Source organism: Stenotrophomonas sp. CFBP8994 (assembly GCF_034044835.1).
Lineage (GTDB): Bacteria > Pseudomonadota > Gammaproteobacteria > Xanthomonadales > Xanthomonadaceae > Stenotrophomonas > Stenotrophomonas rhizophila_A.
On sequence record NZ_JAXCWT010000003.1, the window covers coordinates 554,825 to 571,456 of the forward strand.

At 69.2% G+C, this 16,632-nt stretch carries 13 protein-coding genes and 1 riboswitch; of the genes, 5 read left to right on the forward strand and 8 right to left on the reverse strand.

Translation table 11 applies throughout. From position 1 onward, the window contains the following. Positions 1 to 23 precede the first annotated feature (23 nt). Positions 24 to 938, forward strand: coding sequence for a LysR family transcriptional regulator (locus SOM39_RS10925; protein ID WP_320458336.1), 915 nt, complete (start codon positions 24 to 26; stop codon positions 936 to 938). Here SOM39_RS10925 and SOM39_RS10930 read toward each other — a convergent pair whose 3' ends face one another. Beyond that, positions 939 to 1,859, reverse strand: a complete 921-nt coding sequence (locus SOM39_RS10930) for an alpha/beta hydrolase (RefSeq protein ID WP_320458337.1) — start codon at positions 1,857 to 1,859, stop codon at positions 939 to 941. A gap of 192 nt (positions 1,860 to 2,051) precedes the next feature. Here SOM39_RS10930 and SOM39_RS10935 point away from each other — a divergent pair, with 192 nt between their 5' ends. Then, entirely contained in the window at positions 2,052 to 2,585 is a 534-nt protein-coding gene (locus SOM39_RS10935) for a hypothetical protein (protein ID WP_320458338.1), read from the forward strand. Here the strand turns inward: SOM39_RS10935 and SOM39_RS10940 are convergent. Then, complete coding sequence (locus SOM39_RS10940) at positions 2,582 to 3,205, reverse strand: response regulator (RefSeq protein WP_093535221.1); 624 nt, start codon at positions 3,203 to 3,205, stop codon at positions 2,582 to 2,584. The two genes, SOM39_RS10935 and SOM39_RS10940, sit on opposite strands and share 4 nt — an antisense overlap. Positions 3,206 to 3,266: 61 nt before the next feature. Further along, positions 3,267 to 6,374: a sensor histidine kinase gene (locus SOM39_RS10945; RefSeq protein WP_320458339.1), complete on the reverse strand. Its 3,108-nt coding sequence runs from the start codon at positions 6,372 to 6,374 to the stop codon at positions 3,267 to 3,269. A 214-nt stretch (positions 6,375 to 6,588) separates the two neighbouring features. Here SOM39_RS10945 and SOM39_RS10950 point away from each other — a divergent pair, with 214 nt between their 5' ends. From SOM39_RS10950 to SOM39_RS10960, 3 genes are read left to right on the forward strand one after another with little or no spacing between them, the layout of a single operon-like run. Continuing rightward, positions 6,589 to 7,221, forward strand: a complete 633-nt coding sequence (locus tag SOM39_RS10950) for a TetR/AcrR family transcriptional regulator C-terminal domain-containing protein (protein ID WP_083214029.1) — start codon at positions 6,589 to 6,591, stop codon at positions 7,219 to 7,221. Between the two features lie 50 nt (positions 7,222 to 7,271). Next, positions 7,272 to 8,372, forward strand: a complete 1,101-nt coding sequence (locus SOM39_RS10955; protein ID WP_320458340.1) for an efflux RND transporter periplasmic adaptor subunit — start codon at positions 7,272 to 7,274, stop codon at positions 8,370 to 8,372. Beyond that, positions 8,369 to 11,434: an efflux RND transporter permease subunit gene (locus tag SOM39_RS10960; protein ID WP_184126241.1), complete on the forward strand. Its 3,066-nt coding sequence runs from the start codon at positions 8,369 to 8,371 to the stop codon at positions 11,432 to 11,434. Before SOM39_RS10955 ends, SOM39_RS10960 begins: the two co-directional genes overlap by 4 nt. A 165-nt stretch (positions 11,435 to 11,599) precedes the next feature. On the opposite strand, the gene SOM39_RS10965 is transcribed toward SOM39_RS10960, so the two are convergent. The 5 genes from SOM39_RS10965 to SOM39_RS10985 form a co-directional block, all read right to left on the reverse strand. Beyond that, entirely contained in the window at positions 11,600 to 12,019 is a 420-nt protein-coding gene (locus SOM39_RS10965; protein WP_320458341.1) for a VOC family protein, read from the reverse strand. Beyond that, entirely contained in the window at positions 12,016 to 12,486 is a 471-nt protein-coding gene (locus SOM39_RS10970; protein ID WP_320458342.1) for an AraC family transcriptional regulator, read from the reverse strand. Before SOM39_RS10970 ends, SOM39_RS10965 begins: the two co-directional genes overlap by 4 nt. 10 nt (positions 12,487 to 12,496) lie before the next feature. Continuing rightward, positions 12,497 to 13,069 (reverse strand): nicotinamide riboside transporter PnuC, encoded by a 573-nt coding sequence (pnuC, locus tag SOM39_RS10975; protein WP_184126402.1) that lies wholly within the window; start codon positions 13,067 to 13,069, stop codon positions 12,497 to 12,499. Positions 13,070 to 13,077: 8 nt separating this feature from the next. Beyond that, complete coding sequence (locus tag SOM39_RS10980; RefSeq protein ID WP_320458344.1) at positions 13,078 to 15,249, reverse strand: TonB-dependent siderophore receptor; 2,172 nt, start codon at positions 15,247 to 15,249, stop codon at positions 13,078 to 13,080. Positions 15,250 to 15,317: 68 nt separating this feature from the next. Further along, positions 15,318 to 15,413, reverse strand: a riboswitch (TPP riboswitch). A 41-nt stretch (positions 15,414 to 15,454) separates the two neighbouring features. Continuing rightward, entirely contained in the window at positions 15,455 to 16,591 is a 1,137-nt protein-coding gene (locus SOM39_RS10985) for a phosphotransferase enzyme family protein (RefSeq protein ID WP_320458345.1), read from the reverse strand. Positions 16,592 to 16,632: the final 41 nt, after the last annotated feature.

Consider the following 16,632-nt stretch of genomic DNA (forward strand, 5'->3'; position numbering starts at 1 on the left):
GAACTCGTTCGAAGGGATCGAACATGTTGTCTGCCGACGAACTGGCCCTGCTGGAAGCCATCCGCGAGAGCGGCAGCCTGTCGCGTGCTGCAGCCCGCTTGGGCAAGGCGCCGTCCACGGTGTCGCACGCCGCCCGCCAGCTGGAGGCACGCTTCGATGCCCTGCTGTTCGACCGCCGCCGCTACCGCCTGCAGCTCACCCCGGCCGGCCACCTGCTGGCCCAGGAAGCGGCGCGCCTGATGCTCGATGTGTCCCGGCTCACCCGCCGGGTCAAACAGGTGGCCGGTGGCTGGGAAGACCGGCTGTGGATCGTTACCGACGAAATCCTGGAATTCGAAACGCTGCTGCCGGTCATCCATGCCTTCGACGCGCTCGCCTCCGGCGTCACCCTGCGGATTACCCACGAAGTCCTTACCGGCACCTGGGACGCGCTGCGCGACGGGCGTGCCGACCTGGTGGTGGGCGCCACCAACGAACCGCCCGTCATTCCGGGCCTGCGCTGGTTCGAGCTGGGCGTGATGGAATGGGTCTTCGCCGTGGCGCCCCACCATCCGCTGGCCAAGGCGTTGGAGCCGGTCGACGCGTCAGCATTGCTGCAGCACCGCGCGGTGGTGGTGGCCGATACCTCCCGCAGGCTCGAGGTGCGCGGCTATGGCGTGCTCGGTGGCCAGCCGTCGCTGGCGGTGCCGAGCATGCATGCCAAGATCCGCGCGCAGTGCGAGGGCCTGGGCGTGGGCTGGCTGCCGCGCGAGCGGGTGGCCGGCCTGCTCGCGCGCGGCGCGCTGGTGGAAAAACGCATGGCCGACCCGCGCGAGCCCAACCTGCTGTACGTGGCCTGGCGCGGCGATCACCAGGGCAGGGCGCTGGAGTGGTGGCTGGCACAGCTCAAACATGAACGCCTCGCCTCGCGTCTGGTGAAGGGCATCGCGCTGGCGTGATCACGCGCTGCGCTCCGCGTCCACGGCGACGTCGCGGGGCAGGTGCCGCTCGATCCATTGCTGGAAGTCGCGCACCACGCCTTCGCGCCCTGCATCGTTGAGCAGGTCATGGGCGTGGTCCTTGTACAGCAGCAGCGTCTTGTCGGCGGAACCGGCGTTGTCGTCGAACACCTGGCTGCCGGCGGGGACGGTGACCTTGTCGGCGGTGCCATGCGCGATCAGTACCGGCAGGCGCAGGCTCGGGAAACCGCGCCTGAGCCGGTCGATGCCGACCAGCATCTGCGCCACGGTGAGCGCCGTCTGCTTCTCGTTGGCGATGAGGGGATCGGCATTGAGCGCGGCTACCACCTCGGGCAGCCGCGAGAATTCCTTGTTGGGCAGCTTGAGCACCCGCAGCTTCGGGAACGGGCCACTGAGCCAGCGCACCAGTGCCAGTACCGGCGCCGGTGCCGGCACCTGGAAGGCGTAGCTTTCGCAGATCAGGCCGGCCAGTTCGTCCTGGTGCGCCAGCGTGTACGCCGAGGCGATCACCCCACCGGCACTGTGCCCGAGCAGGAATACCGGCAGCCCGGGTTCGCGCGAGCGCGCGACATCCAGCAGCGACTGCACGTCGGCCAGGTAATCGTCGAAGTGCTCGACATGGAAACGTTCGCCAGTGGATTTGCCGCGGCCGCGCAGGTCCACGGCATACACGGCCAGGCCCATCGCCGTGAACTGCGCGGCGGCCCACTGGTAGTGCCCGCTATGGGAGTTGAAGCCTGGCACGATGGCCAGCACCGCGCGCACCTTCCCGGTCGGGCGCCAGCTGCGGATGAACAGCTCGCGCTCGCCCCCGCTGATGAACTCTTCGCTGCGCGATGGACCCCTGCCACGAACGTCGTCGGTCAGGTCATGCAGGGCGGTGGGGGGAACGGTGTTCATGGCGGCTCCTCGTCACGGAGGGAAGGACGACAGGCTCACATGCGGGTGCATGCCGGGCATCGGGCGTTCGGGCGCGCGTCGATGCCCCCACATGGGGGAGTTACGGATACCCCGGGCAGCGCCGGCCACACCGGAGTGCCGGCGCTATGCTTTGCCCCGGCACGGCACCGCGCCGTGCATCGGGAGAACGCCATGCTCGACCGCCTGGCTGTGCTGGATGAGATCCTGGAGCGCCACGCCAATGTGCTGGGCCGGGACTTCCATCCCTACCGCAACCACACCTACCGCGTGGCCAATTTCCACTGGTGCATGCTGCCGGGCACGGTGCACGATCTGTACGCCCTGTCGGTGGCCGTTGCGTTTCATGATCTCGGGATCTGGACTGCTGGCACCTTTGATTACCTGGCGCCTTCCGAAGCGCTGGCCCGGCACTACCTGCTCGAGCAGGAGCGGCCGGAACTGGTGCCGGTGGTGGTGGCGATGATCAGCGAGCACCACCGGATCTCGCGCGTCCCACCGGACCAGGACCGCCGCATCGAGGCGTTCCGCCGCGCCGACTGGATCGATGTTTCGCTGGGGCTGCTCCGCTTCGACCTGCATCCGGATGACTTCACCCGCGCCGTAGAGCGATTCCCGCGCCTGGGCTTCCACCTGCGCCTGGTCCAGTTCTCGCTGCGGCATGGGCTGCGCCATCCGCTGCGGCCGCTGCCGATGATGAAGCGCTAGTCGTCCAGCCGCACCAGCCCACGACGCAGGGCGATATGGATGGCTTCGGTACGGGTGCGTGCACCGATCTTCTCGAAGATGCGCGCCAGGTGTGACTTCACCGTTTCCGATGAGATGCCCAGGTCATTGGCGATGCGCTTGTTCTCCCACCCCTGCGCCAGCGCGGCCAGGATGGACTGCTCGCGCGCGGTCAGCGGTTCCTCGCCGATGTGCTGGGCGATCTCTTCGGAGATCTCCGCCGACAGGCAGCGTTTGCCCTGTGCCACGCGGTGCAGCGCCTCCACCAGTTCGCGGCGCAGCGAGCTCTTCAGCAGGTAGCCGCAGGCGCCCGCTGCCAGTGCGTCGCGCGCATTGGCGTCGCCCCGGTAGGTGGTCAGGATGACCACGCGGGCCTGCGGAAACTCCGCGCGCAGGCGGCGGGTCAGTTCGATCCCATCCACACCGGGCATCTGCAGGTCGACCAGCGCGATGTCCGGCCGCAGGCGCCGGTACTGTTCGATGCCGTCCAGTGCATCGGCGGCCTCGCCGACCAGTTCCAGGCCCGGTTCCACCTCCAGCATGGATGCGATGCCCTGGCGGATCAGGGGATGGTCATCGATGGTCAGGATGCGGAGGGTCATGGCAAGGTCCTGGTGAGGAGTGCACCGTGCATCGTGGCGCTGCCCAACGCAAGCGCTTTCCTCAGCGCCGGAAGCCCCGCCAGCGTGGCAGGCGCACCGCTACCCGGGTGCCGCCGGTGGCCAGTGCCTGCACCGACAACGTGCCGCCGCACAGTGCCGCGCGTTCGCGCATGCCAGGCAGGCCCCAATGTCCTTCGCTGCCGCCGTGGACCACCACCTCGTCCTGGATGCCACAGCCATCGTCCTCGATCTCGACGAGGGTGTGCAGCAGCGCATAGGTGATGCGGACGGTGATGCGCGATGCATGGGCATGGCGGGTGGCATTGGCCAATGCCTCGCGCACGATCCGGTACACCTCGCCCAGTTCGGGTTGGCGCCAGCGACGCGGCCGGCCGCGTACCTCGAGCGCGAACGCGATCCCCGCGGGCAGTTCGAGCTGGGCCGGCAATGCGCGCACTGCCGTTTCCAGATCGTCGACGCCGGCCTCGTCGCGGCGCAGCGCCCGGATGCGGTCGCGCCCTTCGGCCAGGCCGGACTCGGCCTCTTCCAGCGCATGCACCAGCCCGGCCTCGGCGCCGGCGGCATCGCCCAACGCCAGCCGGCGGCGCGAGGACTCGATGCGCAGCATCAGTGCCTGTACCGACTGCAGCAGGGTGTCATGCAGGTCGCGGGCAATCCGCTCGCGTTCACCCACCCGCGCCCGGTACAGGCGCTGCACCCGCAGCCGCGCGATCGCCACCCGCCAGCGCACGAACAGCCACACCAGCGCGCCGGCCAACGCCAGCATCGCCAGCGCGAACCAACCGGTCTGCCAGAACGCGGGCAACACGGTGACGTTGAACGATGCTTCCTGCGGTGACCAGGTGCCGGCGTCATCGCTGGCGATCACCCGGAAGCGGTAGCTGCCGGGTTCCAGCCGGCTGTACAGCGCCTGGCGGCGGGTGCCCGCTTCGCGCCACGCATCGTCCACCCCATCCAGCCGGTAGCGGAAACGCACGCGTTCGGGAATGCGCAGTGCCGGCGCGGTGTAGTCCACGCGCAGGTCGCGGCTGCCGGCGGGCAGGCGCAGGTGCGGGGACAGTGGCAGCGCCTTGTCGTCCACCTGCACGCCCAGCAGGGTCGGCGGCAGTGGCGCGGGCGCGGGGTTGCGGGTGATGGCGTGCGGGTCGATCCAGTGCACGCCGCGGTTGGTCGCGAACCAGATGCGGCCCTGGCCATCGCCCAGCACCGAGGGCACGCCACCGTTCTGCTCGGTGCTGCCGCGCAGGCCGTCGAGCACGCCGAACCGTTCGAAGGCCACCGCATGGGAGGGATCGGCGCGCCAGCGCTTCACCTCTGCGGCCGGCACCCGGCTCAAGCTCGATCCGCCGCCCAGCCACAGCTCGCCATCGGGCAGCAGCACGATGCCGGTGGTGCGCTCGAAGCGCTCCCCGCCCTGGCCGAGCAGGCGGTGGAACACCTCGCCACTGCGCACCGCCACGCCCTGCGCGGCGCCGATCCAGAGGTCGTCGCCGTGCGCCTGCAACAGGGCGATTCGACCGATGCCCGGGCCGTCATCGGTGAAGTCGCGTCGCTTGCCGTTTTCGAACACGCGGATGGTCTGCCCGGCATCGGACCAGATGCGGCCCTGCGCGTCTTCGGCCAGCGCGCGTGGCATTACCCCCGGTTGCAGGCCGAACTTCGCGTTCTGGCCTTCCCACGTGCCGTTGTACAGCCGGAGCAGGCCGCCATTGAGCCGGCTTACCCAGAGGCCGCCGGCGCGGTCGCTGGCCAGCATGCCGATCATGCCGCTGCCCTGCAGCTCCGGCGGCAATGCCACGTTTTCCAGGCCGGCGGGTCCCACCCGTGACAAAAGGCCACCGCCGCTGCCGACCCACAGCGTACCGCTGCCGTCGCGGTGCAGGGCCGTTACCCCATCCATCTTCATGCCACCCAGGTCGACCACACGGGCGCCACTCGGCTGGCTGGCATCAGGCGTGACCCACATCGGGCTGCCGTCGGCGTTCCCGGCCAGCAGCCGCCCGGCCTTGTCCATCGCGATCGAGAAAGACTGCTCCCGGCGTGGCAGCGATATCGCCGCCAGTGCATTGCCGCGGAAGCGGTCCAGCCCGTTGGCCGTGCCGGCCCAGACGCTGCCCTCGCGGTCCTCGAACAACGTCCACACCACCTCGGAGCTGAGGCCCTGCTGCGTGCCGAAGTATTCAATCGGCGCCGGCAGGTTGCCGCTGCCAGGGGCGCGCAGCACCTTCGGATCGCGCACGCGCGCGATGCCGCCGGCGGTGCTGAGCCACATGCCGCCATCGCGGTCGAAACGCAGCCCGGCGCCCTTGAAGGCGGGATCGAGCCAGCTGACCGTGGCCCGTGGATGGCGCGCGTCGGGGTCGGCCTGGGCGAGCGGACGCGCGCCCCAATAGTCCACCGCCCACAGCGTGCCGTCGGCGGCTTGGTCGAAATAGGGAATCTGCACCGGCTTGGGGTAGGCCTGGAACCGCGCGGCGCCCGGCGCCAGATGCGCGATGCCGAAGGTGTTGCCGACCGAGTACGCCAGCCAGAGACCGCCCTGGCGGTCGGCAAAGAGGCGCTCCGGTCGCCACGCCGGATCGATCCCCTGGTCCTGCGCGGTTTTCCAGGTATCGCTGGCGGGGTCCAGCCAGACCACCGCCGCCGCCGTGATCGCCCACAGGCGGCGGGTGCTGTCGCGGGCGAAACCCATCACCGAACCCAGCGGGACATCTTCGCGCTGGTACGCGTACTGCCCGGGATGCGGACCACCGAGACGACTCATGCCGCCGTTGAAATAGCCCACCCACAGCGAGCCGTCGGGCTCGGCCAGCAGGCTCAGCACGTCGTCATCGATCAGCGGCTTGCTGCCGGCCGTGGTGATCCGCTCGAAGCGCACGCCATCGAAGCGGTACAGACCCTGCCGCGAACCCAGCCAGAGCAGCCCGTCGGGGGTCTGGGCAATGGAGAAGATCTGTGCCGGTGCTCCGTTGTCCGGGGTCCAGCGGTCATGCCGCAACTGGGACAGCGCCCGGTCCGGCGACAGCGCCTGCGCCGACGGCAGCGCGCCGAGCAGGGCCAGCAGGCCAATCAGCAGCGGCCGGCAGAAACCGGCGCGGCTCCTGTTCGTGACGTGCGCGGATGCATGACGAACCGGAAGCCAGGGCATGGCGGCGGACCAGAGGAGCAGGCGCACCTGCGGCCGGAGGGAAAGTCGGCGGAGTATGCCACGCGTCGCGCCGCATCCGGCCCCACCCGTAGGGGCACGCCATGCGTGTCCTCGCGGTGCCCGGCGCCCACGAAGCGCGACGGGGCCGTTCCTTGCACAAGTAAACCTAACACTGTTAGATTCGCTCCCTAACAACGTTAGGTAGAAGCCCCCAGTGCGTCAACCCATCGCCCGGGACAACATCGTCGAGGCTGCCTTCAAGATCCTCGACGAGGCCGGCATGGAGGGCGTGACCCTGCGCAAGGTGGCCTGCACGCTGGGCATCCGCGCGCCGTCGCTGTACTGGCACTTCAAGAGCAAGCAGGCGCTGGTCGATGCCATGGCCGACGCCATGATTGTCGACGTGGCCCGCGACATTCCCGAAGGCCAGCCCTGGCGGCAGACCCTGCTGCAGATCGCCCGCGAATTCCGGGTAGCCTTCAAGGCCCGCCGCGATGGTGCCCGGGTGTATGCCGGCACCTTCCTGGCCACCGAGAACGTGCTGCGGGTGGGCGAAGCCAGCATCGCCGCGCTGGTCGGCGCCGGTGCGTCGGTGCGGTTCGCCGCGACTGCCTCGATGGACCTGGTGTATTACGCGATGGGCTTTGTCATCGAAGAACAGTCCTGGCCCGGCGACGGCAGCATGGAAGCGCTGGGCGAGGCCTTCATGGCCCTGGCCGAAGCGCGTTTCCCGCACTGCTGGGACGCCCGTGAGGTCTGGAGCGAGGTCGATTTCGACACGCGCTTCGAACAGGGCCTCGGCCTGATGCTCGACGGCATCGAGCTGCGCCTGGCCCGCACACCCTGATTCGTTTTCCCTTTCCCCTGTTCCCGCGGTTTCGACACGGAAGCTCCTCCATGCGTGCACCTCTTCTCCGCAGTTCACTGCTCCTGCTCACCCTCACCCTGGTCACCGCATGCGGCGGCAAGGACGAAAAAGCCGAAGCGGAGGCAGCGGCCGCCAGCTCCGCGCTGCCGGTTTCGCTGGCCACCGTGCAGCAGCAGACCATGGCGCGCACGGTGCTGGTCTCCGGCCCGGTCTCCGCGTACGAGGAAATGCAGCTGGGCGTCGAAATCAGCGGCCAGCGCGTGACTGCACTGCCGGTGGACGTCGGCCAGTGGGTCAAACAGGGCCAGGTGCTGCTGCAGCTGGACCACCGCACGCTGGACAGCGAACTGGCCCAGGCCGACGCCTCGCTGAAGCAGGCGCAGGCGGCGCAGGACCTGGCGCGGATGAACTACGAGCGCAGCGCCAAGCTGGCCGCGCAGCAGCTGATCAGCGAAAGCAGCCTGGACGAGCTGCGCGCCAACCGCATCAATGCCGAAGCGCAGACCGCCACCGCCCGTGCGGCGCGTGACGCGGCCAAGCTGCGCCGCGACTTCGCCGATCTGCGCGCGCCCGCCGATGGTCTGATCTCCAAGCGTCTTGTGCAGCCCGGCCAGGTCGTGTCGGGCGGCACCGAGCTGCTGCGCCTGATCCGCGACGGCCGCCTGGAATGGCGCGCCGAGTTGCCCGAAGACCAGCTCACCGGCGTGGCCGTGGGCAACACGGTGGAGCTGCCGTATGCCGGTGCCGTGGTCACCGGGCGCATCCGTGCGGTGACCCCGGGCGTGGACGCGCAGACCCGCACCGGAACGCTGTATGCCGACCTGCCCGAGCCGGGCACGCTCAAGCCGGGGGTGTACGTCGAAGGCCGCATCGTCACCGGCGAGGGCCCGGTGCTGACCCTCCCGACCGCTGCGATCGTGCAGCGCGATGGCCACAGCTATGTGTTCACGGTGAACGACAAGCAGCAGGCCGCGCGCCTGCGCGTGCGCACCGGCCAGGCGGTGCAGGGCCGTACCGCCATCCTCGAAGGCGTCAAGGCCGGCGACCGCGTGGTGGTGGACGGCGCCGGCTTCCTCGGTGAAGGCGATCGCGTGCGCGTGGTGGCCGATGCCAAGGCGGCCGCGAAATGAATGTCTCCGCCTGGGCAATCAAGCGCCCTTTACCCGCGCTGCTGATCTTCTTCGTGCTGTGCGTGGCCGGCCTGTGGGGCTTCTACCAGCTGCCGGTCGCCCGCTTCCCCGACATCGCCTTCCCGATGACCACGGTCACCGTGACCCAGCCGGGCGCCTCGCCCAGCCAGCTGGAGGCGGAGGTCACCCGCAAGGTCGAGGACTCGGTAGCCACGGTCAACAACGTCAAGCGCGTGATCTCCTCGGTCAGCGAAGGCGTCAGCACCACCACCATCGAATTCCAGCTCGAGGCCGACCTGGCCACGGCGCTCGACGATACCCGCGATGCGGTCACCCGCATCCGCACCGACCTGCCGCAGGACATCCAGGAGCCGGTGATCTCCAAGGTCGATATCGGCGGCTCGCTGATGACCTACGCGCTGGTCGCCCCGCACATGACCCCGGACGAGGCCAGCTGGTTCGTGGACCGCGACATTTCGCGCGCGATGTACGGCGTGCCGGGCGTGGCCCGGGTCACCCGCGTGGGCGGCGTGCAGCGCCAGGTGCGCGTGGACCTGGACCCCAACGCCCTGATCGCCATGGGCATCACCGCCGGTGATGTCTCGCAGCAACTGGCGCGCATCCAGGTCGAGCGCGCCGGTGGCAAGGCGGAGATCGAAGGCGCGCAGCAGACCATCCGCACCTTGGGTACGGTCGGTGACGCACAGGCGCTGCGCGACTACTCCATCGCGCTGCCGGATGGCCGCGCGGTCCGGCTGTCCACCCTGGCCACGGTGACCGACGCTGCGGCCGACCCCACTGAAGCGGCGTTGCTGGACGGCGAGAAGGTCGTGGCATTCTCGATGTCGCGCACCCGCGGTTCCAGCGAAGTGAAGGTGGAAGCCGGCGTGCATGACGCGCTGGACAAGATAAAGGCCGAGCACCCGGGCATCGACTTCCGCCTGGTCACCACCGCCATCGACGAAACCCACCGCTCCTACGATTCGTCGATGACCATGCTGTGGGAGGGCGCGCTGCTGGCGCTGCTGGTGGTGTGGCTGTTCCTGCGCGACTGGCGCGCTACGTGGGTGTCAGCGCTGGCGCTGCCGCTGTCGATCATTCCCACCTTCGCGGTGATGTACTTCTTCGGCTTCACGCTCAACATCATCACCCTGCTGGCGCTGTCGGTGGTGGTCGGCATCCTGGTGGATGACGCGATCGTGGAGATCGAGAACATCGTGCGCCACCTGCGCATGGGCAAGCCCCCGCTTGAGGCCGCGCGCGAAGCCGCCGGCGAAATCGGCAATGCGGTGATCGCGACCTCGCTGACCCTGGCCGCCGTATTCGTGCCGGTGGCATTCATGCCCGGCATCGCCGGCAAGTTCTTCCGCGAATTCGGCTGGACCGCCGCAACCGCCGTGCTGTTCTCGCTGCTGGTGGCGCGCCTGCTCACCCCGATGATGGCGGCCTACCTGCTCAAGCCGCATGGCGAGGAGAAGCCCGAATCGAAATTGATGGGCTGGTACCTGGGCTGGGTGGACAAGGCACTGCGCCACCGCGGCTGGACCCTGTGGCTGGCCTTCGCCATGTTCGTAGGGTCGCTGGCGCTGGTCCCGTTGATCCCGGCCACCTTCATTCCGCAGTCCGACCTGGGCCGCAGCAACCTCAATCTGGAGCTTCCACCGGGCACCCGCCTGCAGGAAACCGTGGCCGTGGCCGAACATGCGCGTGCGCTGCTCAAGGACATGCCCGAGCTGAAGCAGGTCTACACCGCCGTGGGCGCCGTGCTCGACCTGGGCGACCCCAGCGCCACCGGCGTGGGCGAGCCGCGCAAGGCCACGCTGATCCTGGATTGGGGCGTGGCCGATGACCGCGACCGCGACCAGCGCGCGCTGGAACGCGATGCGCGCGCACGCCTGGCCAACCTGCCCGGCGTCCGCGTGAGCTACGTCAGCTCCGAGCCGGGCAACCTGCTGCAGCTGGTGTTGTCCGGTGACGACCCGCAGCGCCTGCAGGACGCCAGCACCGCCTTGGAGCGCGACCTGCGCGGTATCCAGGGCCTGGGCAGCGTGACCTCCACCGCCTCGCTGCTGCGCCCGGAGCTGCAGATCGTGCCCAATGCGGCGCGTGCGGCCGACCTCGGCGTGGCCACGCAGGACATCGCCGAAGCCGCGCGCATTGCCACAGCGGGCGACTACGAACAGCGCCTGGCCAAGCTCAACCTGCCCGACCGCCAGGTGCCGATCCGGGTCGGCTTCGCCGAGGCCACGCTGGCCAACCCGGCGCTGATCGGTCAGCTGCGCGTGCCCGGCCGCGATGGCCCGGTGCCGCTGGCGGCGGTGGCCGAGATCCGCCAGGGCAGTGGCCCATCGCAGATCTCGCGCTACCAGCGCCAGCGCAACGTGACCCTCACCGCCGAACTCAACGGCCGCCCGCTGGGCGATGTGATGACCGAAGTGCAGGCCTTGCCCAGCGTCAAGCAGCTGCCGCCGGGCGTGACCTTCCTCAACACCGGCGATGCCGAAGTGTTCGTGGAGCTGTTCATCGGCTTCATGCTGGCCATGGCCGCCGGCCTGATCTGCATCTACATGGTGCTGTTGCTGCTGTTCAACCACGCGCTGATGCCGGTGACCATCCTGGCGGCGGTGCCGCTGTGTGCCGGCGGTGCGTTCGGTGCGCTGCTGATCACCCAGAACATGCTCTCGCTGCCGGCGTTGATCGGGTTGCTGATGCTGATCGGCATCGCCACCAAGAACTCCATCCTGCTGGTGGATTACGCGGTGATGGCCGAAGACGAACAGGGCATGAGCCAGCATGACGCGCTCATCGATGCGTGCCGCAAGCGTGCGCAGCCGATCATCATGACCACCCTGGCGATGGGCGCCGGCATGATGCCGATCGCGCTGGGCTTCGCCGGTGATTCCAGCTTCCGCGCACCGATGGCGATTGCCGTTATCGGCGGCCTGATCACCTCCACGCTGCTCAGCCTGATCGTGATCCCGGCGGCATTCACCGTGATGGATGACCTCGGCGAATGGATGTCGCGCAGGTTCCGCCACCGCTCCACGCACGGCGCGCATTGAGGGAATGACACGTGCGCGCGACGGAACGCCCGTCGCGCGCATGTCATGGGCACGTAACCCCAGCTGCCAATACTGCCGGCCGACCCCACTGCCGCGCCCATGACCGATGCTCCACCGACCCGGCGCTGGGCACCGGGGCGATGCGCTTTCTGCTCGACTGAGGCATTACGCGCCGGCGGTGGCGGCGCGTTCGATCAGCTTCCAGCCGTTGCCGGACGGATCGCGGAAGCCGGCATCCACCGTGCCGTAACGCTCCACTGGTTCCTGGTTGAATTCCACTCCGGCGGCTGACCACTGTTTGTAGACCGCCTTGCAGTCATCCACGGTCAGCACCAGCGGCGGCATTGCGCCCTTGGCCACCAGCGCGTTGAGCGCCTGTGCGGTGGCCGCGTCGTGCACCGGCGGGCCGGGCTGGAACAGGCCCAGCTGGAAACCGGGCTGGTCGGGGTGCTGCACGGTGAGCCAACGGTAATCGCCATTGCCGGCATCGGTGTGCACCACAAAGCCCAGCTTGCCGACGTAAAACGCGAGTGCTTCTTCCTGGTCGCGCACGTACAGGCCGACCGTTTCAATACCCTGGTTCATGGGACCTCCGTTGTTGGTGGGTCCTTTTTACCGGTCCCGCCGCCCAGCCGCTTCTCCGAAACTGAGGTCTTGAGATCGGGCCGGCCGGCCGCGCGCGCGATGCATTCCGGCGCCTGCGCAGCGGTACCGGCGGCCAGGCTTGTACGCAGCTCGCCCGGGCTCTGCCCGGTGATGTCGCGGAAGATCCGCCCGAACGTGCCCAGGCTGTTCCAGCCGGTCTGCAGCGCGATCTCGGTGATCGGCAGGTCGGTGTCGCGGCACAGTGCCACCGCGCGTTCAATGCGCCGCGTCAGCAGGTAGCGGTGCGGCGGCAGCCCGAACGCCTGGCGGAACTGCCGCGCGAAGTAAGCGTCCGACACCGCGCTGACCTGCGCCAGCCGCGCCACCGGCCACGCCTCGTGCGGGGCGCGGTCCATGTGGTCCTTGGCCCGCAGCAGCCGGCGCAGCAGTTCGGGGGTCTGGTTCATCCACGCAAGCCTAGCGCGGTTTCAGTGCCGCCCCGGCATGGCCCGCGGCCGACCACGCGCGCAGGCCCATCACGGCCAGGCCGACGAACACCAGGTACAGCCCGGCGGTGATGTCCAGCGATTTGGCCAGGTACATGCCCACGTAGACCACGTCCACCACGATCCACAGCCACCAGGTGGCCACGTGGCGACGTGCCTGCCACCACTGCGCCACCAGGCTGAGCGCGGCCAGCATCGCGTCCAGCCAAGGCAGCGCGGCATCGGTCCAGGTGTGCATGGCCGCGCCCAACGCGATACCGAAGACGATGCCCACGCCGAGGTCACGCAGCAGCTGCCGTCGCGGCAGCGGCACGATCACGATCGCGCCATCCTGCTCGGCATGCCGGTGCCAGCTCAGCCAGCCGTACAGCAGGAAGCCGCCGAAAGCGACCTGCAGCAGGGTGTCCGAATACAGCCGTGCTTCGATGAACACCACCGCATACAGGCCCACCGCCAGCAGTCCCACCGGCCACGCCAGCACGCGGCGCTTGGCCATCAGCCACACCCCCAGCAGGCTGGCGGCGACGGCGCTCCATTCGAGCAGGAGCGCGCTCACAGGCCGAAGGTGACTGACAGGCGCGCCTGGCGTGGTGCACCGGCGAACAGGTAGTAATCGCCATAGCTGCTGCCGGTGTCACGCCAGTAGAAGCGGTCGAATACGTTGTCCACCGACAGCGTCCAGGTCACCGGATGCTCGCGCAGCGCGTGCTGGAAGCGCACACCGGCATCGAACACCGAATACGAGGGTGCCTTGACGCTGCCATCCACGGTGGCCGCATTCGACGAGGCAAAGCGCCAGCCGCCGCTCACCGCCAGGCCGGCCACGAACGGCAGGGCATAGTCCACGTGCAGTGCCGCACGCACCTTGGGCACGTTGACCAGCTGCTGGCCGTCGTAGAACGCGGTGCCGGCATCGCGCGCGCGCGCCTGCAGCACGCTGGCGCTGGCGTTCAGCGCCAGCCGCTCGGTGACCTGGCCATTGGCGGTCAGCTCCAGCCCGGTGTGGGCCTGGGTGCCTTCCTGCACGAAGGTGAAGCCGGCATCGCTGGCGTCCGGCTTGGCGTATTGGAACGGCTGGGTGGTGCGGAACACCGCCGCGCCCAGCATCAGGCCGTCGGTGGCGGCGTACTTGACCCCCAGCTCGCGCTGGCGCGACTGCATGGCCGGCAGGAAGGTGCTGCCGTTGGAGGTCCAGAACGGCGCTTCCTGGCCCAGCGACAGGCCTTCCACGTAGCTGGCGTACACGTTCAGCTGTTCGGTGGCCTGCCACACCAGTGCGGTCTGCGGCAGGAACTGCGACAGCCGGCTGTGCCGTTCCGGGGTGCCGCGCTTGTCGTAGGCGCGCTCATCCAGGCGCACGTAGCGGCCGCCGGCCAGCCATTGCCAGTCATCGCCGAAGTGCATGCGGTCCAGCGCGAACACCGCGCGCTGCCAGCTGTCCAGGCGCCGCGCGGACGGGCCCGGCTGCAGCGGCGAGGGATCGAACACGGGTACCTGCGCATCGCCGATGTTGGCCGTGCCCACGTACTCGTTGACGTTCTGGCGCTTGTCCACGGTGCGGTGGAACGCGCTCAGCCCCACCGACAGTTCGTGTTCCACCGCGCCGGTGCTGAAGCGGCCGCGCAGTTCGCCGCGTGCCTCGTCATTGCGGCGCACGTCGTCGGGGCTGCGGTAATCGTAGATGTCGTAGTCGCCGTTAGGCGCGAAGTAGTTGCCCGGCACGCTGCCATCGGCGCAGCCAGCAGCGTAGTAGCAGCCGTACGCAAAGGCGACGTTGTCCTGGATCACCGAGCGGCTGTGGCCCACCGACACGCGCGACTGCCAGTCCGGGCTGAAATCGTAGGTATGCAGCGCGGTGAGGTTGGTGCTGTCGATGCCCACCGGCTGCTGCCACGGCTGGTGGCCCAGCATGCGGCTGCGGTCCACGCCGCGCGGCAGTTCGCTGCCGCCCAGCAGCTGGTAACCGGACGCCGAACGCTGCGCGCTGGTCTGGTAGTTGGCATCCACTTCCAGCTTGCCGCGTTCGCCGATCAGCCAGTCGGCGGCCAGCGAATAGAAGTTGCGGCGGCCGTCGGCATGCTCGATGTAGGACGAGGTGTCATCCCAGGCCGCGTTGAAGCGCAGCCCGAAGCGCGGGGTAAGCCAGCCGCCCAGGTCCACCGCCGCGTAGCGCGAGCCTTCCGAATCGGTAGCCAGGGTGATGTTGCGCACATCGGCGGGGCGCTTGCCGACGTAGTTGATGATCCCGCCCGGCGCCATCACGCCCGCGGCCAGCCCCGCCTCACCCTTGAGGATTTCCACCTGCTGCACGTTTTCCAGCGCCAGCCGCTGTTCGCCGGCGATGGACAGCCCGTTGAAGCGGTAGCCGGTGGCCGGGTCCAGCGCGAAACCGCGGATGGCGATGTTCTGGTAATAGCCCACCGGTGCGTAGCTGTCGCCCAGCGACGCGTCGTGCCGGGCCAGCTCGGACAGGGTGCGTACCTGCAGGCGGTCCAACAAGGCGCTGTCGAGCACGTTGACCGAGGCCGGGGTGTTCTTCCAGTCCGCGCTGCCGAAGCTGCTCGACGGTGCCAGCGGCGCGGCGGGCTTGCGCGCCTGTACGCGGATGCCGGCCAGATCGGTGGGCGAGCGCTCGCCCGCGGCGCTGTCGGCGTCACTGGCGTACAGCGGCAGGGCGGCGCAGAGGGCGGCGGTCAACAGCGTGAGGCGGTAGCAGCGGTTCATTCGATTCGTCATCAGCCAGAGGAGACGAAGCGACGGCGCGCAGGCGCACCGGCCCGCAATGGGGGGATGCGCTCGCTGCTCAAGCTCCCTACGCCGGTGCAAACCGGATCAGGTTCCAAGGGACTCTCTCAGCCTGGCAACGCCAGGCACCCCCGCTTCAGTGGCTAGTTTCACACCAATCGGCCGCCGTTGCGACCCCGGTGGCTCAGGCAGCGGCGTGCAGGGCATCCAGCAGGGCCCGGCCCGGGCGGCTGGCGAACCAGTCGGCATGGCCCAGCAGGAACGTGTGGTACGCCACGTCGGCGTTGGCCGGGGAGCCGGTAACCCCTTGGAAGTACTCCACTTCCGAAAGGGCGAAGTCCAGGTGCACCACCGGCAGCAGGTCGGCCAGCAGGTGCACCTGGGCGGCCTCCAGCGGCCGTACCTGGCGGTAGCCGGCCAGCAGTGCCAGCGCGATATCGGCATGCGCCACCGGGCCATCGCCGCCTGCATCCAGCCAGGCGATGGCATTGCGCTCGATCGCCGTGGCCAGGTCGAACAGGGCGCTGGTCGGCGACGCCAGGCCGAAATCGAACACGGTGGCGATCGACGCCGTGGCGCCCTGGCCGTGCCAGAGCAGGTTGGAGACGTGCCAGTCGTTGTGCCCCCACAGCACCGGCTCGGCGGCCAGGCGCTCGCCCAGGGCCGCGTGCCAGGGCAGCACCGCGCGCTGCAGGTCGTGTTCCCACTGCTGGCGCGACAGGTAGCTGGCCAGCCCCGGTCGGTCGGGCAGCTCACGCTGCAGCAGTGAAAGCGGATCATGGGCGCGGATCAGGTCATCGCGCGCCACCAGCAGGTGCGTGCTGCGCTGGGGCGCGGGGTAGCTGGCCGATGCAAGGTGCAGGCGGGCCAGCATCGCACCGGCAGTGCGCGCCTGCGCGGCATCGCCGAGCGGTGTCCAGGAGGGGCTGTCGCGGTACAGGTCATGGCCGTCACCCTGCGCGTGCAGTTCGTAGGTCCAGTCGCCATGGGCGATCGCGGTGGCGCCATCGCAGCCCTGCAGCACCTGCACGACCGGGAGTCCGGCAGCGGCCAGGTGCGCGATGAAACGGTGCTCTTCGACCAGCACGTCGGCCGTGCGTACGCGGCGATGGTGGCGTTTGATGAAGCAGCGCCGTGACCCGCACTCCACCAGCGCGGCCGCTGAAAACGGTCGCGGGCTGTGCCACACCACGTGGCAGTCGCCCTCAAGCACCGGATAGTGCCCGCGCAGCCAGGCAAGTTCGGCGTCGTCGATTGCAGGCCAATCTGCGGCGACGTCATCGTTGTCCAGGCCCTGCACGCGGTGATCGGTGTTCGTCATTGAAACGGTAGTGTCGGCAAACAGGGCATGGATCGGTGACG